20 protein-coding genes and 2 riboswitches are annotated in these 21,773 nt (G+C 72.5%); of the genes, 11 read left to right on the forward strand and 9 right to left on the reverse strand.

All coding sequences use genetic code 11. The features are described from left to right. Positions 1 to 95: 95 nt before the first annotated feature. A riboswitch (cobalamin riboswitch) is annotated at positions 96 to 246 on the reverse strand. A 268-nt stretch (positions 247 to 514) separates the two neighbouring features. The 4 genes from ACGF5T_RS18830 (at position 515) to ACGF5T_RS18845 (ending at position 3,486) form a co-directional block, all read left to right on the forward strand. Next, a complete protein-coding gene (locus ACGF5T_RS18830; RefSeq protein WP_356607130.1) occupies positions 515 to 1,498 on the forward strand; it encodes a ferric reductase-like transmembrane domain-containing protein in 984 nt (327 codons plus the stop codon). Positions 1,499 to 1,567: 69 nt separating this feature from the next. After that, positions 1,568 to 1,694, forward strand: a riboswitch (cobalamin riboswitch). Between the two features lie 62 nt (positions 1,695 to 1,756). Further along, positions 1,757 to 2,161 (forward strand): (2Fe-2S) ferredoxin domain-containing protein, encoded by a 405-nt coding sequence (locus ACGF5T_RS18835; protein WP_356607128.1) that lies wholly within the window; start codon positions 1,757 to 1,759, stop codon positions 2,159 to 2,161. Between the two features lie 54 nt (positions 2,162 to 2,215). Continuing rightward, entirely contained in the window at positions 2,216 to 2,899 is a 684-nt protein-coding gene (locus ACGF5T_RS18840; RefSeq protein ID WP_356607126.1) for a (2Fe-2S)-binding protein, read from the forward strand. Positions 2,900 to 3,132: 233 nt separating this feature from the next. Then, a complete protein-coding gene (locus ACGF5T_RS18845; protein WP_366766359.1) occupies positions 3,133 to 3,486 on the forward strand; it encodes a glyoxalase superfamily protein in 354 nt (117 codons plus the stop codon). 15 nt (positions 3,487 to 3,501) lie between these two features. On the opposite strand, the gene ACGF5T_RS18850 is transcribed toward ACGF5T_RS18845, so the two are convergent. Beyond that, positions 3,502 to 4,620: a cobalt-precorrin-5B (C(1))-methyltransferase gene (locus tag ACGF5T_RS18850; RefSeq protein ID WP_366766358.1), complete on the reverse strand. Its 1,119-nt coding sequence runs from the start codon at positions 4,618 to 4,620 to the stop codon at positions 3,502 to 3,504. Between the two features lie 39 nt (positions 4,621 to 4,659). Between ACGF5T_RS18850 and ACGF5T_RS18855 the strand changes: the two genes are divergently transcribed. Further along, positions 4,660 to 5,448 (forward strand): cobalt-precorrin-6A reductase, encoded by a 789-nt coding sequence (locus tag ACGF5T_RS18855; protein ID WP_366766357.1) that lies wholly within the window; start codon positions 4,660 to 4,662, stop codon positions 5,446 to 5,448. Positions 5,449 to 5,568: 120 nt separating this feature from the next. Here ACGF5T_RS18855 and ACGF5T_RS18860 read toward each other — a convergent pair whose 3' ends face one another. The 4 genes from ACGF5T_RS18860 to ACGF5T_RS18875 all read right to left on the reverse strand — a co-directional run bounded on the left by ACGF5T_RS18860 (position 5,569) and on the right by ACGF5T_RS18875 (position 9,500). Continuing rightward, entirely contained in the window at positions 5,569 to 6,243 is a 675-nt protein-coding gene (locus ACGF5T_RS18860) for a precorrin-8X methylmutase (protein ID WP_366766356.1), read from the reverse strand. 348 nt (positions 6,244 to 6,591) lie between these two features. Beyond that, positions 6,592 to 7,530, reverse strand: coding sequence for a MerR family transcriptional regulator (locus ACGF5T_RS18865; protein WP_366766355.1), 939 nt, complete (start codon positions 7,528 to 7,530; stop codon positions 6,592 to 6,594). A gap of 496 nt (positions 7,531 to 8,026) precedes the next feature. Beyond that, positions 8,027 to 8,761, reverse strand: a complete 735-nt coding sequence (locus tag ACGF5T_RS18870; protein ID WP_356607115.1) for a translation initiation factor IF-2 — start codon at positions 8,759 to 8,761, stop codon at positions 8,027 to 8,029. 82 nt (positions 8,762 to 8,843) lie between these two features. After that, entirely contained in the window at positions 8,844 to 9,500 is a 657-nt protein-coding gene (locus ACGF5T_RS18875) for a maleylpyruvate isomerase family mycothiol-dependent enzyme (RefSeq protein ID WP_366766354.1), read from the reverse strand. Positions 9,501 to 9,935: 435 nt separating this feature from the next. Here ACGF5T_RS18875 and ACGF5T_RS18880 point away from each other — a divergent pair, with 435 nt between their 5' ends. Next, positions 9,936 to 10,703, forward strand: coding sequence for a methyltransferase domain-containing protein (locus ACGF5T_RS18880; RefSeq protein WP_356607111.1), 768 nt, complete (start codon positions 9,936 to 9,938; stop codon positions 10,701 to 10,703). Between the two features lie 117 nt (positions 10,704 to 10,820). On the opposite strand, the gene ACGF5T_RS18885 is transcribed toward ACGF5T_RS18880, so the two are convergent. Then, positions 10,821 to 11,288, reverse strand: coding sequence for a hypothetical protein (locus ACGF5T_RS18885; protein ID WP_366766353.1), 468 nt, complete (start codon positions 11,286 to 11,288; stop codon positions 10,821 to 10,823). Positions 11,289 to 11,332: 44 nt separating this feature from the next. Next, positions 11,333 to 12,358 carry a hypothetical protein gene (locus tag ACGF5T_RS18890; RefSeq protein ID WP_366766352.1) on the reverse strand — a complete coding sequence of 342 codons (1,026 nt, stop codon included), beginning with the start codon at positions 12,356 to 12,358 and terminating at the stop codon, positions 11,333 to 11,335. Between the two features lie 303 nt (positions 12,359 to 12,661). Between ACGF5T_RS18890 and ACGF5T_RS18895 the strand changes: the two genes are divergently transcribed. The 4 genes from ACGF5T_RS18895 to ACGF5T_RS18910 all read left to right on the forward strand — a co-directional run bounded on the left by ACGF5T_RS18895 (position 12,662) and on the right by ACGF5T_RS18910 (position 16,182). After that, positions 12,662 to 14,059, forward strand: coding sequence for an alpha/beta fold hydrolase (locus ACGF5T_RS18895; RefSeq protein WP_366766351.1), 1,398 nt, complete (start codon positions 12,662 to 12,664; stop codon positions 14,057 to 14,059). Between the two features lie 120 nt (positions 14,060 to 14,179). After that, positions 14,180 to 14,815: an MBL fold metallo-hydrolase gene (locus ACGF5T_RS18900; RefSeq protein WP_361009752.1), complete on the forward strand. Its 636-nt coding sequence runs from the start codon at positions 14,180 to 14,182 to the stop codon at positions 14,813 to 14,815. Between the two features lie 64 nt (positions 14,816 to 14,879). Beyond that, positions 14,880 to 15,659, forward strand: a complete 780-nt coding sequence (locus tag ACGF5T_RS18905) for an exodeoxyribonuclease III (RefSeq protein WP_356607099.1) — start codon at positions 14,880 to 14,882, stop codon at positions 15,657 to 15,659. A gap of 115 nt (positions 15,660 to 15,774) precedes the next feature. Further along, on the forward strand, positions 15,775 to 16,182 hold the full coding sequence (locus ACGF5T_RS18910; protein WP_366766350.1) for a DUF6278 family protein: 408 nt from the start codon (positions 15,775 to 15,777) through the stop codon (positions 16,180 to 16,182). Between the two features lie 244 nt (positions 16,183 to 16,426). On the opposite strand, the gene ACGF5T_RS18915 is transcribed toward ACGF5T_RS18910, so the two are convergent. After that, positions 16,427 to 17,191, reverse strand: coding sequence for a hypothetical protein (locus ACGF5T_RS18915; RefSeq protein ID WP_356607095.1), 765 nt, complete (start codon positions 17,189 to 17,191; stop codon positions 16,427 to 16,429). A gap of 120 nt (positions 17,192 to 17,311) precedes the next feature. Here ACGF5T_RS18915 and ggt point away from each other — a divergent pair, with 120 nt between their 5' ends. Beyond that, entirely contained in the window at positions 17,312 to 19,114 is a 1,803-nt protein-coding gene (gene ggt / locus ACGF5T_RS18920; protein WP_366766349.1) for a gamma-glutamyltransferase, read from the forward strand. A gap of 37 nt (positions 19,115 to 19,151) precedes the next feature. Here ggt and ACGF5T_RS18925 read toward each other — a convergent pair whose 3' ends face one another. Then, positions 19,152 to 21,680, reverse strand: a complete 2,529-nt coding sequence (locus ACGF5T_RS18925; RefSeq protein ID WP_356607091.1) for an ATP-dependent Clp protease ATP-binding subunit — start codon at positions 21,678 to 21,680, stop codon at positions 19,152 to 19,154. Between the last annotated feature and the right edge of the window lie 93 nt (positions 21,681 to 21,773).

Below are 21,773 nucleotides of genomic sequence, written 5' to 3' on the forward strand. Positions count from 1 at the left end.
GGCGCGGCCACACGCACGACGTACGACCGCCCATACCGCCGACCCAGTCCACGAGGTCACGTGCACAGCCCGCGCGGGGACGCGGGCGCAGTGGCAGGTCTTCGGACTCGCGGGCACGTCCGCCGGAAGGGCGGACACCTACCGGCCGTCTCTTCCCCGGCCCTGACACGGGCCCAGTGACATCGACGGCTCTCGTTCCCACTCACCGCTGCGGGACAGCCCCGGACTCGCACCGGGTTCCCTCTTGCGTCACGCTTCGGGCGTCCGGGCGGACGGGAGGCGCGAACCGACTGCGTGCATCAGCGTAGAGGCGCTCCCACCCCTGCGAAAGTAGGGCTCCGGCGGTTGTCTTGAAAGTGGAGGGGAGGCAGAAACAGGTGGGTCTCCGGGTGTCGCCGTCGTGACGGCTCTGGCCGGATAGCGCCTCTGAGGATCCTCGCCCCATCAGCCAGACTTGTTGCCTCACGACACACGCACACCGTTGCCGCGGTGGCCCGTGCCCTGGAGGCCCCTGATGACGTCAGACACCAGGCCGGACGAGGACGGGGCGGTAGGGGCCCCGCCCGGACTGCCGCGCCCTCCCGGTGACCGCGTCGCTCTGCGTGCCGATCTGCGCTCCGCCCTGCCGGACGCCACCGCGGCGGTGGTGGTGACGGCACTCGTCTTCGCGTTGCTGTGGGCGCGCATGGAGTCGGGTGCTTCGGACACCGTCGCGGTGATGCCGTTCATGGACGATGCCCGTACCTACTGGATGTACCTGCTCAGCCAGGCTTTCGGCTGGTCGGGACTGCTGTGGGCCTGGTGCACGGTGATCTTCGGCCTGTTGCTGTCGGGGCCGCGCCCCGCCCGGCTGCCGGTCTCCCGGCAGGTGCTGGAGCGCTGGCACCGCACCACGAGCCTGACCACGATGGCGCTGATGTTCGCGCACGCGCTGATGTTCGCCGCGGAACTGGTGCGCTACGAGACGGCACTGGACTGGGCCGAGCGGCTGTGGGTGGGCTTCGCCGACAGCTTCGTCCCCCTCTGGTACGACTCCGGCACCGGCCGGATCGCCATCCCGATCGGACAGGGCGCCCTGTACCTGGCGGTCCCGCTCGGGCTGCTGTTCTACGTCCGGCACCGCTTCGGAGCGAAGACCTGGCGACGCCTGCACCGCTTCGTGATCGTCGTCTACGTGCTGAGCGTGTGGCACACGCTGCTGTACGGCACCAACGTCTGGTACGGGGAGTGGCCGCGCACCGTCCTGTGGCTGCTGCAACTCCCGATCGCCGCACTGCTGTTGCTGCGCCTGCTGAGACCTGCCCGGCGGGCGGAGCGGTTGGGTCCGGCGGGCGAGGGCGCGACCCGGCCGGGGTGGTGGGTGCGGGCGGCGGGACGGGTCGTCGCCGGAGCCGTCGTCGTCGGGCTGGTCATCGTGGTGGTGTCGGGCCGTGACGGCGGGCGGGACCGTCCGGAGGATCCGCCCGCGACGGCCCCGCACGCCCAGGAGACGGACTGACGGCCGGCACCGGGCGGGCGGCACGGCGTCCCGGGATGGCAGGATGGCCGGCGACAAGGGCGACGGCGGAACGAGGAAGCCGGTGTGAATCCGGCGCGGTCCCGCCACTGTGATCGGCGAGCGACTCCCGACAGGCCACTGCCCGGCGACGGGTGGGAAGGCCGGGACGAGCATCGACCCGAGAGCCAGGAGACTCACGCGGTCGCCTCCTCGACGGACCACCGGGGCGGATCTCCCCGGAGAGAGGGACGGCACCGCATGCCCGCAACGCCGACCGGACCCACGACGGACGACGCGAGGACCGCCCCGGCCACCGGCCGCGTGCCGTGCCGCGTCGTCGTGTGCCGCGACTGCTGCTGCGGCACCCGCAAAGTGCCCGGCGTGGACCACGCGGCCCAGACCGAGCGCCTGCGTGCCGCGGTGCCGGTACGCGTCTCCGACTGCCTCGACGTCTGCGAACAGGCCAACGTCATCGTCGTACAGCCCTCCGCGGCGGGCCGGGCCGCCGGGGCGCGGCCCGTCTGGCTGGGGCTGGTCAACGACCCGGACGCGACCGAGGACATCGTCGCCTGGGCACGCGCCGGCGGGCCGGGCGTCGCGCCCCGGCCGGACATCCTCGACCTGTACGCCATCACACCACCGCGCCGGCGCCCGGCCTCCTGACCGTACGCACACGGAGCGCACGAACACACGGAGTCGGAGAAAGGGACAGCAACCGTGCACGCAGCCCGCGCCTCGACGGCGTCGGTCACCGCCGCCCTGCACGACGTGGCGGGCCTCGGCGGCTTCTTCGCACTGCGGGTCGGCGGAGAGGACGACGGCTGGCATCCGGTCACCCGCTCCTACGAGGCGGGTTTCACCGACCTCGCCGCGGCCGTCGCACGCCGTCACCGCACCCGGGAGCCGCGCGTCGACGTGTCCATCGCCCAACTCGGCCACGCCGCCCGCCTCTGGTCACCGGTGCTGGCCTGTGCCGTCCTGCACGGCATCGTCCTCGACCTGGAGGGCCTGCAGCGGGCCGACGACGGACCGGCCCTGCGGGTGCCCCGCCCGGCCGGCCGGTACGTCGACCGGGCCGAGGGCGATTCCGTCCGCGCCCTGTACGAGCAGGTGACGGGTCATCTGTCGGCACTGGCCCACGGCCTGCGCGTCAAGGTCGCCCCGCGGCTGCTGGACGGCAACTCGGCGTCGGCGCTCGCCGGGGCCGCCCAGGCCCTGCTCGCGCTCCGTCCGGCCGTCCGCGGACCGCTCACCGACCTGACGACCGCGCTGCTGGACACCGGACGCCTGGCGGGCACCGGAGTGCTGACCGGCCCCGACCTCGCGTTCCGCCGCAGGAGCTGCTGCCTCTACTACCGGGCGCCGGCCGGTTCGAAGTGCGGCGACTGCGGGCTGGCGTGAGGCGGGCGCCGGCCTCACCTCCCGGCGGCGGAAGGCCAGGGCTCGCGCGGTCGGACAGCCCCGGCCCGTCCTCGTCCGGTGCCTGACGGACCGAACACCCGCGGGACCTCGACGAGGTCGCCGGTAAGGTGAGGGAGACGGGGGCGTCCGTACTGCGGTGACCGTGGCCGGACGGGCCCCGGGCGCCGAGCGGTTCGGCGCCGGCCACCTGTACTCGCCCGAGCGGGGGTGTCATGTCCGCTGACCACTGCGCGTCCGCCGAGGAGGTCATCCCGGTCCTCCGGGTGGGCGACGCCGCGGTGTCCGTGCGGTGGTACGCGAGACTGGGCTTCGTCCAGCAGTGGGAGCACCGGTTCGAACCGGGCTTCCCGGTGTTCACGGAGGTCGCCCGCGGCCGCCTGCGGCTGTACCTGTCGGAGCACGAGGGGGACGCGCCGCCGGACACCCTGGTGTACGTGCGGGTCGCCGATCTGGACGCGGTCGCCCGGGAGTTCGGGGTCCGCCCCGAGGAGGCGCCGTGGGGGCGGGAGCTGGAACTGCGTGACCCGGACGGCAACCGCCTGCGCGTGAGCGCGGTCGGCGCATAGGCGGGGCCCCCGCGGTCACGCGACCGTGCTGCGGCCCACCACCGTGCCCGCGCGGTCGATGCAGATCACGTCCACCCTCACCGGCGCCCCGCGCAGCACCGCGAGGGCCTCGTCGCGGGCCGCCGTCGCGACCAGGTCGCCCAGGGGCACCCCGGCGGCCTGGCAGAGCTGGAGGGCGGCGAGGCCGGTGTTGGCCCCGATCACCGCGTGGGCCAGGGCCTCGTCCGCGCCGCCGCGCCGGGCCAGTTCGGCGAGCAGGCCCCGGTCGACCTGGGACCGGGCGGAGTGCAGATCCAGGTGGCCGGCGGCGAGTTTGGACAGCTTGGCGAAGCCGCCGCAGACGGTGAGCCGGTCCACCGGGTGCCGCCGTACGTACTTCAGCACGGCGCCCGCGAAATCGCCCATGTCCAACAGGGCGTCCTCGGGCAGCCCGTACTCGGCGACCACCGTCTTCTCCGAGGTGGACCCCGTGCATCCGGCGACGTGCGTGCGTCCGGCCGCCCGTGCCACGTCCACCCCGCGCCGGATCGAGTCGATCCACGCCGAGCAGGAGTACGGGACGACGATGCCGGTGGTGCCGAGGACGGACAGGCCGCCGAGGATGCCCAGCCGGGGGTTCCAGGTGGAACGGGCGATCTCCTCACCGTGGTCGACGGAGAGGGTGATCTCGACGTCGCCGCCGCTGCCGTACCGCTCGGCGACGAGGGCGACGTGGTCCCGCATCATCCGCCGGGGGACCGGGTTGACGGCCGGTTCGCCGACGGGCAGGGGCAGCCCGGGCCGGGTGACGGTGCCGACGCCGGGCCCGGCCCGGAAGACGACGCCGGAGCCCGCGGGCAACCGCCGTACCGTCGCCCGGACCAGCGCGCCGTGGGTGACGTCGGGGTCGTCACCGGCGTCCTTGACGATCCCCGCCGTCGCGTACGCCTCCGTCAGCTCCTCGGCCGCCAGCGCGAACGACGGGGTCTGCCCCTTGGGCAGGGTGATCGTCACGGGGTCGGGGAAGTCGCCGGTGAGCAGCGCCGTGTACGCGGCCGTCGTCGCCGCCGTGGCGCAGGCACCGGTGGTCCAGCCGGGGCGCAGCCCGGTGTGCTTCAGTTGGGCGCTGCGACCGCCCTCGGCCTCGCCGCTCATGCCTCACTTCCAGGAAGGGACTCGGATGAAGGACCTGTCGTGCACGTGCTGATCCTCGGCGGTACCACGGAGGCCCGGCGCCTCGCCGAGGGGCTGGCGGACGAACCGCTGCCGGGGCTGCGGGTCACCAACTCCCTGGCGGGACGGGTGTCCGCTCCCCGGACACCGCCCGGCGAGGTGCGCGTCGGCGGCTTCGGCGGTGCCGAGGGGCTCGCCGACTGGCTGCGTGAGCACCGGGTCGATCTGCTCATCGACGCCACTCATCCCTTCGCCGACACGATCAGCTTCCACGCGGCGCGGGCCGCCGCCACCGCACATGTTCCCCTGCTCGCGCTGCGCCGCCCCGGCTGGGAACCGGCCGAGGGCGACGTCTGGCACGAGACCGGCTCCCTGGCAGGGGCCGCCGCGCTGCTGCCCTCCCTGGGCCGGCGGGTCTTCCTGACCACCGGACGGACGGGCCTGTCCGCCTTCGCGGACCTGGCCGACCTCTGGTTCCTCATCCGGTCCGTCGACCCGCCCGAGCCGCCGTACCCGCCGCGCAGGGAGGTCCTGCTGGACCGCGGCCCGTTCACCCCCGAAGGAGAGCGCGACCTGCTGCTCCGGCACCGGATCGACGTCCTGGTCACCAAGGACAGCGGGGGAGCGGCCACCGCGCCGAAGCTGGCGGCCGCCCGTGAGGCCGGTGTGCCCGTGGTCGTGGTACGCAGGCCTCCGGTGCCCCGAGGGGTGCCGGTGGTCACCGAGCCCGAGCAGGCGGTGCGCCGGGTGCGCGAGGCCCACGCACGCCGCCCGTCCCCGGAGCGGCGCGGCCCCGACGTCCGCGGGTAGCGGCGAGGCGTCCGGACGACCTCTTCGGGGAGCGGCACGCGAGCCCGGCCACCTCGACGGCGAGCACGGTCGTCAGGGACGGATCGCCGGCACCGGGCCCGACGCTGCACAGCTCGCCACTCACTCCTCCTCGCTCGCGATCGCGTTGACCGCGGCGGCGGCGATGGCGCTGCCCCCGCGACGGCCCCTGACGATCAGGTGCTCCAGGCCGGAGGGATGGGCGGCCAGGGCGTCCTTCGACTCGGCCGCACCGACGAAGCCGACCGGCACACCGATGACGGCGGCCGGCCGGGGCGCCCCCTCCTCGATCATCTCCAGCAGCCGGAAGAGCGCGGTGGGCGCATTGCCGATGGCGACCACGGCCCCCTCCAGCCGGTCGCGCCACAACTCGAGCGCGGCGGCGCTCCGCGTGGTGCCGAGCCTCGCCGCCAAGTCGGGGACGGCCGGGTCGGACAGGGTGCACAGCACCTCGTTGTCCGCGGGCAGCCGCCTGCGCGTGACGCCGCTGGCCACCATCCGGACGTCGCAGAGGACGGGTGCACCGGCGCGCAGGGCCTCCCGGGCGCGCGCCACCACCGCGGGGGTGTAGGAGAGGTCACGCACGAGGTCGACCATGCCGCAGGCGTGGATCATCCGGACCGCCACCTGGCTGACGCCCGCGGGCAACGCCGCGAGGTCCGCCTCCGCGCGGATGGTCGCGAAGGACTGGCGGTAGATGGCCGCGCCGTCCTTCTCGTAGTCGTAGGGGGTCACGATGCTGATCTCGCTGCTCTCGGTCGTCGTCGTTCGGCTCATGAGGTGATCGCCGCCCAGGCGGTGGCGGGGTGGTGGCCGCTTGGCCGGGTGGCGGTCCCCTCCGCGAGGGCGCGCGCCCGCCGGACGGTGGGGGCACCGCCGGGCACGCGGACCCGGGCCGGGACGCCGTCGCCGGCCGCGTGCCGCCGCGGCCTCCCCGGGCACGCGTCGTCGCGATCCCGTGGAGCCTTCGTGGCCCGGGGTGATGAAGGCACGGCAGGTGTGGACACGGCGGCGAGCATACCGACCGTCACACCGGGTGTACGCGCTGCCCTCTCGCTGTGACCCTTACCGCGCCGCCCGAGGCACTTGGGGGGCGGGCAGGTGGCCGCGGCCTCACCGGCCCCGTCATCCCGGTGTCCGGGCCCGCAGAGCGTCGACGGTCCAGTCGAGCACCGGTCGCAGACTCTCAGGACCGGGCCAGCCGTTGATCACCGCGAGCAGCGAGCCGTACCGCTCCCTGCGAGGGTCGTTCATACGTCCCAGCCGGGCCAGGAGCTGCCTGCGCGACTCGGCGTCGTCGCGGTGGCCGAGGAGATGCGCGCAGCGGTTCATGAGCACCGCGACGGTCGGATCGGCCTGGAGCGAGGCTGGTTCGACACCCGCTGCCACGACCGGTGTGACCTGGTCGCGGACGATCGCAGCCAAGTCGCGGTGCAGAGCGGGTGGACTGCCCTGGTCGAGCCCGGCCGTCTGCTCCTGGGCCAGGAGTCGTACGAGGGCGCGAAAGCCCGGGTCCCGCGTCAGCTCGGCCAGTTCCACCCACGCCCGGATCTGCTCCGAATCGGGGTTGTCCGGCAGTTCCGGAGTCATCGAGCGCATGACTCCCGTGAACATGGAGCTGCTCCCCACACCGCCGAAGGCCGCGTCGAGGAAGTCGTCGACCAGCTGTCGGCGTTCGGCTTCGGAGAGCTTCGCCAGTTCGTGCATCAGATGTGTCTCCTCGAGGGTGGCCTCGCGTTCCGCCACGGCGGTCAGCACTGCACGGCGCATCCGCAGGATGCGGATCTGCACGTCCAACGCGTCGGCATGCACCGCGGCGACCTCCGACAGCGCGAGTCCCCGGTCCATGACCTGCCGGATGGCTGCAAGGTCCAGTCCCAGATCGCGCAGGGTCCGCACCAGATTCAGGCGTGCGACGGCATCGTCGTCGTAGAGGCGGTAGCCGGCCGGGCTGCGGCCGGCGGGCGGTACGAGTCCGCGGTCGGAGTAGAACCGGACGGTCTTCACCGCGGTACCAGTCCGCCGGGCCAGCTCGCCGATCGAGTAGAGCGTGTGGCCGTTCATGTCCCCACCTTCCGGTCTCCCCCTGCTGGAGACTCAAGCTCGTGAACGGCCGACGGCTCGTGGCCGAGTGCGTCAGCCGGGTCGAGGCCGCGGAAAGCGACTTCGACGACTCGGCGGACCAGCGGAGTCTGGCCCGCCTACCGCTCCTCCCACCCCGCCGCCCCGCACTTCGCCGAACTCGCAGCCGACGTACTCGCCCGCGATCGCCCGGCGATCCCGCACCGCCGCGACGACGCGCCCCCGGATGCCGAGCCGCCCCGCCCATGGGCGGTGGTGTATGACGAGACGACATCGCGCGGGTAGGCGGTCCCGACTCGACCAGAGGACGACCGGCGGCTGCCTTCTTCCCCGCACCGTTCCGGTGTCGGCGCGATGCGGCTCCCGGCTTCCTGCGCCTCTCCGGTGCACGCATGTCGGCGGGGGTGAGGGGTGAGGGGTGACGCCGCAGAGACCGCGAGGAAGGGTCCGGAGATCCTCGGTGCAGCCAGGCATCCGCTCAGTGCGGTGGTGGCAGCGGGTGCAGGGCGTTGCCGACTGTGCAGCCGCCCTCTCCGGGCATCCGCTGGATGCGAGGCGGCATCCACACCTCGGTGGCGCCGGGCCCCACGCGGGCGAGGAGGCAGTCCTGCGGGTCGAAGTGGCTGCCCGGGACCGACAGGAGAATGCCGACCCGCCCGTCCTCCGCGTCCACCTCGGTGCGGATCGCGGGATCCAGGTCGAGGGCGGCGATCGTACGGCGCACCCCGGCCTCGTCCACCCGGCCGCCCTCCGGCACCCGGGGAAGTGACGCGCGGAGCTGCTCGACAGGCAGCCGGGGTGGCTCGGGCGGCGGCGCGAAGGACAGCGGAGGGCCATCCGGGCAGTCCACGTCGCGGGGAGCCTCACCCCACCGGGAGGTGGGAGAGACCCGCACGGCGAAGCAGCGCTGAACGACGACCTCCTGGACGTCGAACCACTCGCTGTACGCCGAGCCGGACGTACGGACGATCACCTCGACGCCGTCCCCGTCGTGTGTCGAGGTACCCGTCACCCGCAGTACCTCCACACCGTCGATACCCGTGGCGGAGCGGCCGACCTCCTCCGCCGTGCGGGGGCGCTGACTGCGCAGCAGCTTGCCCGCCTTCGTGGCCGCCTCCCGCGCGACATCTGTCGCCTCGTCCTCGGAGGACTGCACCACGCCGCAGCCGACAGTGAGCAGCAACAGCGGGGTGAGAAGCAGTAGTCGGCGCATGGACCCACCCTTCCGGCGCCGCGCGCGACGGGCAGCCGCTCGCGTACTCAGACCGGTGCGGGTGATCGTACTCAGCTTGTCCCTAACCCGAACGCAGTCGGGCGCGCAGGACTGCCGCACCGTCCCCCTCGAGGTCCTGGCAGGCCGCCGCGCGGCCTGCCATCCCCATCACCAGCGAGAGGGTCGGCCCTCGGAGCAGATCCCCCGAGCCGGTGGTGAACGGTCCGTCCGTGGCCTCGACCCGCAAGCCCGCGATCGCGGTATTGCTCGCGACGGTGAAATCGCGGCCGGCGAAGAAGCGGGCCACGGCGGTCGTCGTGGCCACGGGGGGTGTCCGTACCAGCCCCAGTGGCCGGCGGATGTCCTCGCTGTGGACGACTGTCTCACCCAGCCAGGCCGCAGTATGTCCGGTCGGCCCGGAGGGTCCGGCGACCACTTCGCGAAATCGTCGCAAGGTCTCTTCAGGTGTAGCACCACGGTGCTGCGCGAGCCGTCGGTCGTTGTGCAGATCGGAGTCGAACCGCGCGGCCAGCATGCTCAGCAGCCAGCGCCACATCCCCGTGCCGGCACCTGCCGTCAGATGGGCCACGACCTCCTCCACGGTCCAGCGTTCACACAGTGATGCTTTCGCCCACTGGGCCTCGCTGAGCCGGGCGAGGTCCTGAGCGAGCGCCAACCGCTCGACGTGGATCGCCCTTTCCAGAGCTTTCCGAGTTTCCAGAACGTGTGGTTCAGCCATAGGGCAGCCTCCGGAGATCGGGTGTCCTCCCTCAGACTCCTGTCGCCGCCCGAACTCATCGAAGGTCGTGAGGGTGGGGCTGCTGTCTGAAGCCGCGGTGGGAGAAGCGTCACGCTTCCGGGACGAGCCGTACGCGTGGTTGTACGCGTGTCCGACCGGACGTGGTGACGAGCTGTTCGGGCTGGCGGCGCGTTCAAGGCGGTGTGCCGTGACGCGCCGGGACGCGCGGGCGGGAACTCTTCACAGTCCGCGGCGATGGTCCGGTTGGTGGTGTGGCCGCTGATGCCGCCGCCCTGACCGGTGTCGCGGGGCGCGATCTCGTAGTGCCGGCGGCGGGCGACGTGCGGGACAACGTGGCCGCCGCACCGTCACGTGGGGGCGAGGTGAGCGAAAACGGGTTGTGCCTGGGTAGATGATCAGCTTGGGTTCGTGCTCGTGACCGACTTGAACGATCTCGTACGTCCGGACCGCTATCCGCGTTCCTCTCGCTATGACCCCGCATGGCTGCTCAACCTCGACATGGGACCGAACCCGCTGTGGCTGCTGGAAGACCTCGCCCGGGACCTTGATCTGCGCCCGGGGATGCGGATCCTCGACCTCGGCTCCGGCAAGGGCGCCACGTCGGTGTTCCTGGCCCGCGAGTACGGCGCCCAGGTCGTTGCGGCCGACTTGTGGATCGCCCCCGAGGACGCGGCAGCCGTCTTCGCCGAGGCGGGTGTCGGCGACCAGGTGAAGGCCGTGCGAGCTGAGGCGCACACCCTGCCGTTCGAGGAGGAGAGCTTCGACGCCATCGTGAGCGTGGACGCGTTCGAGTACTTCGGAACGGCGGACAGCTACCTGCCCTACCTGACGCGGTTCCTCCGCCCTGGCGGACATCTGGCGATGGCGACTCCCGCCATGACACGGGAGGTCCGTGAGCTCGGAGCCATCCCACCTCACATCAAGAAGGTGGTCGGCTGGGAAGCGATCGCCTGGCACACGGCGGAGTGGTGGCGCTTCCAGTGGGCGATCACCGAGCTCGTGGAGGTCACCTCCGCGCGGTTGCCGCAAGACGCCTGGCGGGACTGGCTGCTGTGGGCCCGGGCAGCAGCCGAGCACACGCCCGACGGCCGGAGCGCGAACCAGCCCGTCATCGACATGCTCACTACGGACGGCGGAGAATTCCTCTCCTTCGCTCTGATAACTGCACGTAAGAACTCGTAACAGGACCACTGCTTCCGCCCAGGACATCCTGACGGCTGGACCGCTGACAGAAGGCCGGCGTCCTCGAGCAACTCAATGGCGGCGAGATCTCCTGACGGGTCGTGCCGGTGGGGCGGATCAGCGGGTGAAGGCGACTGATTCAGCGAGGTCCTTCTGAGTCTCGAGCGCGGTGAGACGTTCGGTGAGTGCCGCGTGGATTGCGCTATAGGTGTCGGAGCCGAGAGTCAGGCGCAGTGGCGGGCGCGGGTGGCGGGTGGTGTCGTAGATGGCGGCGGCGAGCTTGGCCGGGTCGCCGGTGAGGACGCTCTCGTCTGCGGTTTCCAAATAGCGCCGGGTCCGGCCGACGGCATTGTCGCGGTAGACGGCCGTTTCTGTGGTGTAGCGCAGGGCCGAAGCGAAGCCGGTGCGGGTGGCGCCGGGCTCGACCAGAGTGAGGTGGATGTCGAAGTCGGAGACCTCGCGGCTGACGCTCTCGGTGGGAGTACCTGGGACGATGCGTCGCGGTCGGGTCAGGGACGGCCTGCTTCCTTCTCGGATGTCGGGCCGCGGGTAGGCACCCTGAGCCTCGCGGCCACCCGGTGTCACGGCATGCCCGCACTGTGACGCTCCGGCTGCACACTGCGGACGGGCTACGTCATCAACTCGATGTGCGGATGCTCGGGCTCCGCCGGGCAGACGAACAGGTGCTGCCGGTAGCCGCTGCCTATCTGGACCCCGGTCGCGTTGAAGCCGCGGTGGCCGGGGTACGGACCAGCACCTGGGTGGGGGTGCGGATTCCAGCTGTTCCGGCTGTCGTCCCCTTCCTCGAACGTGGCGACGGTCATCAGGACCTCCATGCCGGTGCCGCACTCGGAGCAGTGCTGCGGGCTGGGGTCGGTGGCGTCCCAAGCGGGCCAGCCGCCGACCTTCCAGCCGGGTGCGTTGGACAGCACACAGTCGTAGTACGTCTCCGTGTTCATGTCTTCTTCCGCAGCCTGCGGCACACTCCACCGCCTGAGCTGCTCCCGCAGTTCCTCGCTCAACTCCATCTGGTCGGGGTACTCGGTGATCTGCTCCGGTTCGAGCACGCACGGCTCCGGTAGATAGCCGTCGAACTGCACTGCGGGCGGCTCGGGGGGCGTGTCGAGGATGTCGGTGACGGCGGCTGCCGAACGCCAGAAGAGCAGGGTCCTGGGCATGATCGGATGATCGAAGGGGCACCACAGAATTTGCAGCAGGTCCTTGCCCTCCGGCGGGCGCAGATCCGGCACATCCCGTGCGTACAGCTGCGCGACGGGCAGCATCGCTATGGGGCCGTCGTACGACTGGACCGCCGGCCTCACCGGATACGTCCGAGGGGGTCGGATCCGCTCGAGAGTCTCCCGTTCCTCCGCAGTCATGTCCCGGCCGTGCGAGGCGGCGAAGATCCGTCGTTCCAGCCGCAGATCCGCCGGGGACAGGGCTGGGTTGATGCCGTCCACCACATGCGGTTCCTCGCAGTACGGCCACGGCTCCTCGGCGGGCCACAGCAGCGGCCCGCCGATCGAGCTGTCGTGCCATGACGGCGCTCCAGGGCGGGAGTGCAGGCGGGTCGCCGTGCGGGCCAGCGGAGCCAGTTGGGGAAAGACCGCGGCAACGTCGATCGGCCGTGGCGGAGTGACAGGAGTGACATTCATGGCCGCAATCTTGCCCATCACCTCTGACAACGGCCCTCGTGGCCGCCGCCCCACGAAGGTCGACCCGCCCGCTCCGCTGGGCGACACCACCTGCACCTACGACGCCCTCGGCCGATCGGCAACGAGACCGCCGGCGCCTCCACGCCCGAAGGCACCCGCACCGGCGAGAAGCCAGGTGCTGATCGGAGTGGCCCGAGCGGATCCCGCCTCGTCCTCCCGCCTTCGGGACGGTGCCACACGCCATCGGGCCCGTCGCTTCCCCCGGCTGTGTGGGATTTTGTGAGACGTGAGAGGGTGCGGGGCGTGAGTGAGACACCGTCGAACACCCTGCAATACCGCTTTGACGGGCCAGAAGAGGCCCCGGTCCTGATCCTCGGTCCCTCACTGGGTACCACCTGGCACATGTGGGACCGGCAGGTGCCCGAGTTGGTGCAGCAGTGGCGGGTCTTCCGGTTCGATCTGCCCGGGCACGGAGGCGCCCCCGCCCACCCGTCGGGCTCCGTCGCCGAGCTCGCCACGCGTCTGCTGGCCACCCTCGACGGGCTCGGCGTGCAGCGCTTCGGATACGCCGGCTGTGCGTTCGGCGGCGCCCTCGGCATCGAGCTGGCGCTGCGGCACCCCGAGCGCCTCGCCTCGCTCGCGCTGATCGCGGCGTCGCCGAGGTTCGGGACCGCCGACGAGTTCCGCCAGCGCGGCGTGATCGTCCGTACCAACGGACTCGACCCCATCGCCCGCAGCGCCCCGGAGCGATGGTTCACCGGAGGGTTCGCCGCCGCCCAGCCGGCGATCACCGAGTGGGCCGTGCAGATGGTGCGGACCACCGACCCCGGCTGCTACATCGCCGCCTGCGAGGCGCTCGCCGCGTTCGACGTGCGCGGTGAGCTGGGGCACGTGGGCGTCCCGACCCTGGTCCTCGTCGGCTCCGACGACCAGGTCACCGGCCCGGCGGAAGCCCGCACCCTGGTCGCCGGCATCCCGGACGCCCGGCTCGCCGTCGTCCCCGGCGCCTCCCACCTGGTCCCGGTCGAGCAGCCCGCGGCCGTCACCGACCTGCTGGTCCGGCACTTCGACACGGCCTGGCAGAGTGCCCACGACGCCTCCACCGGCCAGATCGCCGTCCCGGTCGCCCGCGCCGCCGCGGCCCCCGTCCAGCCCGTCGGACCCGCCGCTCACCCCGTCGTACCCGGGGCCGTGCCCGGCGCGCCCGGCTTCTCCGCCGCCCCCGTCCAGCCGGCCATGGCCCCGCCGCCGCAGGCGGTCGCGCCCATCGCCGAGATCGCGCCGCCCGTCGTACCCCCGCAGACCCCGGCACAGGGGCGGCCCGACCCCTACGACGCGGGGATCAAGGTGCGCCGGGAAGTGCTCGGCGACGCGCACGTCGACCAGGCGCTGGCGCAGGCCGACGCGTTCTCGGGGGACTTCCAGGAGCTCCTCACCCGGTACGCCTGGGGCGAGATCTGGGACCGCCCGGGCCTGGACCGGCGCACCCGCAGCTGCGTCACCCTCACGGCCCTGGTCGCCGGCGGTCACCTGGAGGAACTGGCGCCGCACCTGCGGGCCGCCCTGCGCAACGGCCTCACCCCGGAAGAGATCAAGGAAGTGCTGCTGCAGACGGCCGTCTACTGCGGCACCCCCGCCGCGAGCAGCGCCTTCCGGGTGGCGCAGCAGGTCGTGCGGGAGGAAACCACCCCGCCCGAGTGAGCCCCGCCCCGCCCGAGTGAGCCCTGCCCCGCCCGAGTGAGCCCCGCCCCCGCCCGAGTGATCTCCACCCGCCCGAGCCACACCCCGCCGTCGGCCCGGGTTCGGCGGCAGGATGGAGTCATGAAGCTGACCAAGAAGTCGCACGCCTGCGTCCGCCTGGAGAAGGACGGGCGGACGCTCGTCCTGGACCCCGGCGGGTTCAGCGAGGAGGACGCCGCCCTCGGCGCGGACGCCCTGCTCGTCACCCACGAACACCCGGACCACTTCGACGAGGCGCGTCTGCGTGCCGCGATGGAGCACAACCCGGCCGCCCGGATCTGGACCCTGGAGTCGGTCGCGGAGAAGATCTCGGCGGCGTTCCCGGGGCGCGTGCACACCGTCGGACACGGTGACACCTTCACCGCCGCCGGGTTCGACGTGGAGGTCCACGGCGAGCTGCACGCCGTGATCCACCCGGACATCCCCCGCGTCACCAACGTCGGCTTCCTCCTCGACGGCGGCAAGGTCTTCCACCCCGGTGACGCCCTCACCGTCCCCGGCCGTCCGGTCGAGACGCTGATGCTCCCCGTCATGGCGCCCTGGAACAAGATCTCCGAGGTCATCGACTACGTCCGGGAGGTGAAGCCGCAGCGCGCCTACGACATCCACGACGCCCTGCTCACCGACCTCGCCCGGCCGATCTACGACCGCCAGATCGGCCCGCTGGGCGGCTCGGAGCACCTGCGGCTGACCCCGGGGGAGTCCGCGCGGGTGTGAGCACGGTGGCCGGAGGGCTGCCGGGCGGACGGGGTTGTCAGTGGCGCCCGGTAGGTTGTGGAACATGCGCATCGCGACCTGGAACGTGAACTCGATCACCGCCCGCCTGCCGAGGCTGCTCGCCTGGCTGGAGAGCAGCGGCACCGACGTGCTGTGCCTCCAGGAGGCCAAGGTCGCCGAGGCGCAGTTCCCCTTCGACGAGCTGCGGGAGAAGGGCTACGAGGCGGCGGTGCACGCCACCGGCCGGTGGAACGGCGTGGCGGTGCTCTCCCGCGTGGGCCTCCAGGACGTGGTCAAGGGCCTGCCGGGCGACCCGGGCTACGAGGGGGTGCAGGAGCCCCGCGCGATCTCCGCCACCTGCGGCCCGGTCCGCGTCTGGTCGGTCTACGTGCCGAACGGGCGCGAGGTGGAGCACCCCCACTACGCCTACAAGCTCCAGTGGTTCGAGGCCCTGCGCGCCGCCGTCGAGGGTGACGCCGCCGGTGACCGCCCCTTCGCGGTGATGGGCGACTACAACGTCGCGCCGACGGACGAGGACGTCCACGACCGCGCCGCCTTCGAGGGCTCCACCCACGTCACCCCCGCCGAGCGCGCCGCCCTCGCCTCCCTGCGCGGCACCGGCCTGACCGACGTGGTCCCGCGCCCCCTGAAGTACGACCACCCCTTCACCTACTGGGACTACCGGCAGCTCTGCTTCCCCAAGAACCGCGGCATGCGCATCGACCTGGTGTACGGGAACGAGCCCTTCGCCAAGGCCGTCACCGACTCCTACGTCGACCGCGAGGAGCGCAAGGGCAAGGGAGCCTCCGACCACGCCCCGGTCGTGGTGGACCTGGACGTGTAGGCGCTCCTCCTACGCCCAGCCCGCCCGTCCCCGGTCGCGCGCTCGCCCGCCCCGGCCGTCGTCCGTCCTGCGTGCCCTGTGGTGCATACGGCGGTACGAATGACAGTCTGGACGTATGAACATCCCCTTCCTGGGCAGACGGCGCGAAGGCCCGCGCGTGCACGACGCCGAGGGCATCGGCGAGCTGCTCGCCGACTGCGACCTGCTGCGCTCGCAGGCCTCACGGGAGGGTGTCCGGCTCGACGACTCGGCGGTGTCCCTGGAGCAGCTCGACCAGGTGCTGCCCCGCTGGCGGAGCGACGAGGAGAACCTGACCTGGCTCGGCAACGACGCCGGTCTGTACCTCGGCACCGTGATCGTGCGCACCGTGCCCGGCGCCGCCTGGTCCATCCGGTCCGACGGTCAGCCCGTCGTCCGGCTCGCCTCCGGCCGGGAGTTCGACGTGGTGGCGTCGGGTCAGGCATGGGCGGCGGACGGAGTCCCCGAACTCTCGCAGCTGTACGGCGAAGTCGCGGAAACATGACCCTTCTGCGGGACAAGCGCCGTAAATAGGGCTAATGCCCGAAAGGTGCGTGTCGTTGGCGCACCCGTCGTCCGTCTCGATACGTTGCAGTCCTCGGTCCGCGCACGGAGGGCGCACGGGACACACGGGACGCGCGACGCGCAGGGGGTACGCAGGGTGCAGCCGGAGATCACTGCTCGCGCAGCGGATCGGCCGTCACGACGGGCCGTCCGCGGGCGGGGAGAAGGTCAGCTGCACACCCGCCCTAGGCCCGGTGGGAGTTGCGCGGCGCCGGAGCCGGCACCGGCGTCGGCAGAGGGCTCGTCGCCGCCCGGGTCACGTCCCCGACGAGCTCGACGACATCCGGGCCGTACGCCTGCGAGTTGATCACCTTGAGCAGCAGCACGAAGGAGTTGTTGCCGTGCTTGCGAGCCAGTTTCTCGTGGTGACGGGCGAGGTAGCGGGTGGCGGCCTGGTTGTCGATGGCGCGCTGGCCGCAGAACAGGAACGCGGGGCGGGCCTCGCGCCGGTCCCCGGCGGTGAGACGGGCCAGCAGGACGTACTCCGTGACGCCCGAGTCCATGCGGTAGCGCTCGCCGCCTATCTGGAAGGCCCCGCGGTCCGGGCCCGGTTCCGGGTCGATGTTGATCCGCACCCCGGGCAGCATGGCCGCCATGTGGGCCACCATGCGCCGGTTCGACCCCGGGCCGCCCACGCAGAACTCCGTCCGCTCGCCGAAGCCCTGATGGACCATGTCCTGGGTGACCAGGTGCATGTGCGCGCCGCAGTCCTTGATCAGCGCGGACAGTTCCAGCAGCGCGAAGACGTCGAAGCGGTGGACGGCCGGTTCGGAGGCGGCCGGGTCCCGGTTGACGACGAGCAGCGACTCGGAACCCTCCGGCAGCCCGAAGAAGGCCTGCTTGCGGCGGAGCCTCCGCTTCAGCAGATACGTACGGGCGAGCCAGCCCAGCGCGGCACTGATGCCGGCCGCGACCACGCCCAGGACGATGTTGCGCACGTCGTCAGTCATGGGCGCGCATGCTAGCGGGCATCCGTGAACCGGTGTTCGACGGGCCGCGACGGAGATGCTCCTGACGCGGCCATGACGATCAACTAAGCTGCCCGAACGGCTTTTCCCCTGGAGGTGCGGATGCGTCGCCCTGTCGCACGGAATCTGACGGTCCTGGCGGTCTCCGCCGCCGTGGTGTCGGTGGGGGCGGCGGCGCCACCCGCCGCCCAGAGCAAGCCCGTCGCCCCCAAGACCCCGGTCGCCGTCGGGTACGGCGGGGCGGTCGCCAGCGTCGACCCGGACGCCTCGGCCGCCGGCATCGAAATCCTGCGCAAGGGCGGCAACGCCGTCGACGCGGCCGTGGCCACCGCCGCCGCGCTCGGCGTCACCGAGCCCTACTCGGCCGGCATCGGGGGCGGAGGCTACTTCGTCCACTACGACGCCAAGTCCCGCACCGTACGCACCATCGACGGTCGCGAGACGGCGCCGCTCACCGCCGACGAGAAGCTGTTCACGGAGGACGGCAAGCCCATCCCGTTCGCCGAAGCCGTCAGCAGCGGCCTCGCCGTCGGCACCCCGGGCACGCCCGCCACCTGGCAGAGCGCCCTCGACCGGTGGGGCAGCCGGAAGCTCGGTGCCGTCCTCGCGCCCGCCGAGCGCCTGGCCCGGCAGGGCTTCACCGTCGACGACACCTTCCGCTCCCAGACCGCCGCCAACGAACAGCGCTTCCGCTACTTCCCGGACACCGCGCAGCTGTTCCTGCCCGGCGGCGAACTCCCCGTCGTCGGCTCCACGTTCAAGAACCCCGACCTGGCGCGCACCTACCAGGAGCTGAGCCGCAAGGGCGTCGGCGCCCTCTACCACGGCGAACTCGGCGAGGACGTCGTCGCCACCGTCAACCAACCGCCCGTGGACCCCGACTCCGGCTGGGACGCCCGCCCCGGCGACCTGACCGCGAAGGACCTCGCGGCCTACGAGGCCAAGTTCCAGAAGCCCACCCGGACCTCCTACCGCGGACTGGGTGTCTACTCCATCGCCCCCTCCTCCTCCGGAGGCACCACGGTCGGCGAGGCCCTCAACATCCTGGAGCGGACCGACCTCCCCAGGGCGAGCAAGGCCCGCTACCTGCACCGCTTCATCGAGGCGAGCCGCATCGCGTTCGCCGACCGCGGGCGCTGGGTCGGTGACCCCGCCTTCGAGGACGTACCGGCCAAGGAGCTGCTGGCGCAGCGGTACGCCGACTCCCGCGCCTGCCTGATCAAGGACGACGCGGTCCTCACCAGCCCCCTCGCGCCCGGAGACCCCCGGCACCCCGCGCCCTGCGCGGGCGGCGGCACGGCGGCGCCGACGACGTACGAGGGCGAGAACACCACGCACCTCACGGTCGCCGACAAGTGGGGGAACGTCGTCGCCTACACCCTCACCATCGAGCAGACCGGCGGCAGCGGCATCACCGTGCCCGGTCGCGGCTTCCTGCTCAACAACGAGCTGACGGACTTCTCCTTCGCCCCCGCCAACCCGGCCGTCCACGACCCGAACCTGCCGGGTCCGGGCAAGCGCCCGCGGTCCTCGATCGCGCCGACGATCGTCCTGGACCGCCACCACCGGCCCGTCGTGGCGGTCGGTTCGCCCGGCGGCGCCACCATCATCACCACCGTGCTCCAGACCCTCACCGGCTTCCTCGACCGCGGCCTCCCGCTCGTCGACGCCATCGCCGCGCCGCGCGCCAGCCAGCGCAACGCCGCGCAGACCGAACTCGAACCCGGCCTGTACGACAGCGGTGTGCGGGCGGAGCTGGAGGCGCTCGGGCACTCCTTCAAGCCCAACCCGGAGATCGGCGCGGCGACCGGCGTGCAGCGGCTGCCGGACGGCCGGTGGCTGGCCGCCGCCGAGAAGGAACGGCGCGGCGGCGGCTCGGCGATGGTGGTGCGGCCCGTGCGCTAGGACGTCAGGAGCGGCGGGGGCGGGCCCCAGGGCCCGCTCACAGCTCGGGGACGGGCCGCTCGGGCGTCCGGAACGCCAGTCGCCCGTCCTCGGCGTCCACCGTCACGCGGCCGCCTTCCGCGACCCGGCCGTCGAGCAGCAGCCGGGACAGCTCGTTGTCGACCTCGCGCTGGATGGTGCGGCGCAGGGGACGCGCCCCGTACTCGGGCTGGTAGCCGCGCTGGGCGATCCAGTCCACGGCCGCGTCGGTGAACTCGACGGTGACGCCCTGCGCGTGCACCATGCGGCGGGTCTGCTCCAGCAGCAGGCTGGTGATCTGCCGCAGCTGCTCGCCGCTGAGCTGGCGGAAGACCACGATCTCGTCGATGCGGTTGAGGAACTCGGGCCGGAAGTGCTCGCGCAGCGGACGCAGCACCTGCTCGCGCCGGGCCTCCTCGTCGGCGTCCGAGCCGCCGGTGCCGAAGCCGATGCCCGCACCGCGCCGGGTGATCACGTCGGAGCCCAGGTTGCTGGTCATGACGACGACCGCGTTGGTGAAGTCCACCGTCCGTCCCTGCGAGTCGGTGAGGCGCCCGTCGTCGAGCACCTGGAGCAGGATGTTGAAGACGTCCGGGTGCGCCTTCTCCACCTCGTCCAGCAGGAGCAGCGAGTAGGGGTGCCGGCGCACCACCTCGGTGAGCTGCCCGGCCTCCTCGTGCCCGACGTAGCCGGGCGGGGCGCCGACCAGCCGGCTGACCGTGTGCCGTTCCTGGTACTCGCTCATGTCGAGGCGGACCATGCGGTCCTCGCTGCCGAACAGGGCCTCGGCCAGCGCCCGGGCCAGCTCGGTCTTGCCGACGCCGGTCGGGCCGAGGAAGAGGAAGCTGCCGATGGGCCGGTCGGGGCTGGCGAGGCCGGCGCGGGAGCGCAGGACGGCGTCGGAGACGACCCGTACGGCCTCCTCCTGGCCGACCACCCGTTCGTGCAGGTGGGACTCCAGGCCCAGCAGCCGGTCCTTCTCCTCCTGGGTGAGGCTGCTGACCGGGATACCGGTCTGCCGGGAGACCACCTCGGCGATGGACTCGGTGCGGACGACCAGGCTCAGGCCCTCGTCGGCCTCACCGCCGCCGGTCGCCTCGGAGATGCGCTGCTTCAGCCCGGCGATCTCGTCGCGCAACTGCATGGCCCGCTCGTACTGCTCGTCCGCGACGGCCTGGTCCTTGTCCCGGACGAGCTGGTCGACCTCGCGCTCCATCGCCCGTACGTCCGTGCCCTTGGTGCGGGCCCGCAGCCGCACCCGGGCGCCGGCCTGGTCGATCAGGTCGATGGCCTTGTCCGGCAGCCGGCGGTCGGTGAGGTAGCGGTCGGACATCTCCACGGCCGCCACCAGCGCCTCGTCGGTGTAGCGGACCTGGTGGTGGGCCTCGTAGCGGTCGCGCAGGCCGCGCAGGATCTCGATCGCGTCGGCGGGGGTGGGCTCCGGCACCAGGATCGGCTGGAAGCGGCGGGCCAGGGCCGCGTCCTTCTCGATCTTGCGGTACTCCTCCAGCGTCGTCGCACCCACGATGTGCAGCTCGCCGCGGGCCAGGGCGGGCTTGAGGATGTTCCCGGCGTCCATCGAGCCGCCCTCGCCGCCACCGCCCGCGCCGACCACGGTGTGCAGCTCGTCGATGAAGATGATCAGCTGGTCGGAGTGGGCGCGGATCTCGCCCACGATGTTGTTCATGCGCTCCTCGAAGTCGCCCCGGTAGCGGGTGCCGGCGACGACGCCCGTCAGGTCCAGCGCGACCACCCGGCGCCCGACCAGTACGTCGGGCACGTCGCCGTCGGTGATGCGCTGGGCGAGCCCTTCCACGACGGCGGTCTTGCCGACGCCCGCGTCACCGATCAGGACCGGGTTGTTCTTGCCGCGCCGGGAGAGCACCTCGACGGTCTGCTCGATCTCCTCCTCGCGCCCGATCACCGGGTCGATCCGGCCCTGCTGGGCCAGGTCGGTGAGGTCGCGGCCGTACTTGTCGAGCGTCGGCGTGTTCGTGGACCGCGGGCCCTCGGCCCGTCCGCCGGCGGTCTCCGGCGGCTCCGTGGGCAGCCCCGAGGGGGCGAAGCGGGCGGCGTTCAGGATGTGTCCGGCGGCCGAGTCCGGGTTGGCGGCCAGGGCGCTGAGGACGTGCTCCGGGCCGATGTACCCGGTGCCGGTGGTGCGGGCCAGCTCGTGCGCGTCCAGCAGGGCGCGCTTGACGGCCGGCGTGAGGGACAGCGAGGTCGGCGGCGGTACCTCGCCCGGCGGGTGCTTCACCGGGCCGGTCCGCTCGTCGATCTGCGACGCCAGCGCGTCCGGGTCGGCGCCGGCCCGGCTGAGCAGCCCCCGGGTCGGCTCGGTGGCGAGCGCGGCCCGCAGCAGGTGCTCGGTGTCCAGGTCGCGGCTGCCGTGCTCGGCGGCGTACTGGGCCGCGCCGCGCACCAGCTCCCGGGCCGGCTGGCTGAGCAGCCTGCCGATGTCGATCTGCCGCGGCCGGGGCCCGCCGAAGAAGCGTGCCAGGAATTCCGCGAACGGGTCGCCCTCCGGTCCCATGAAGCCGCTGCTCATCGTGTACGGACCTCCGCTGCATCGCTGATCGACGTGCCGGGGCCGGGTAACCCGGCCGGGGCGCGGTCATGCCCAACATGACACGATCCGTCC

Source organism: Streptomyces sp. NPDC047853, from assembly GCF_043204535.1.
Classification (GTDB): Bacteria; Actinomycetota; Actinomycetes; order Streptomycetales; family Streptomycetaceae; genus Streptomyces.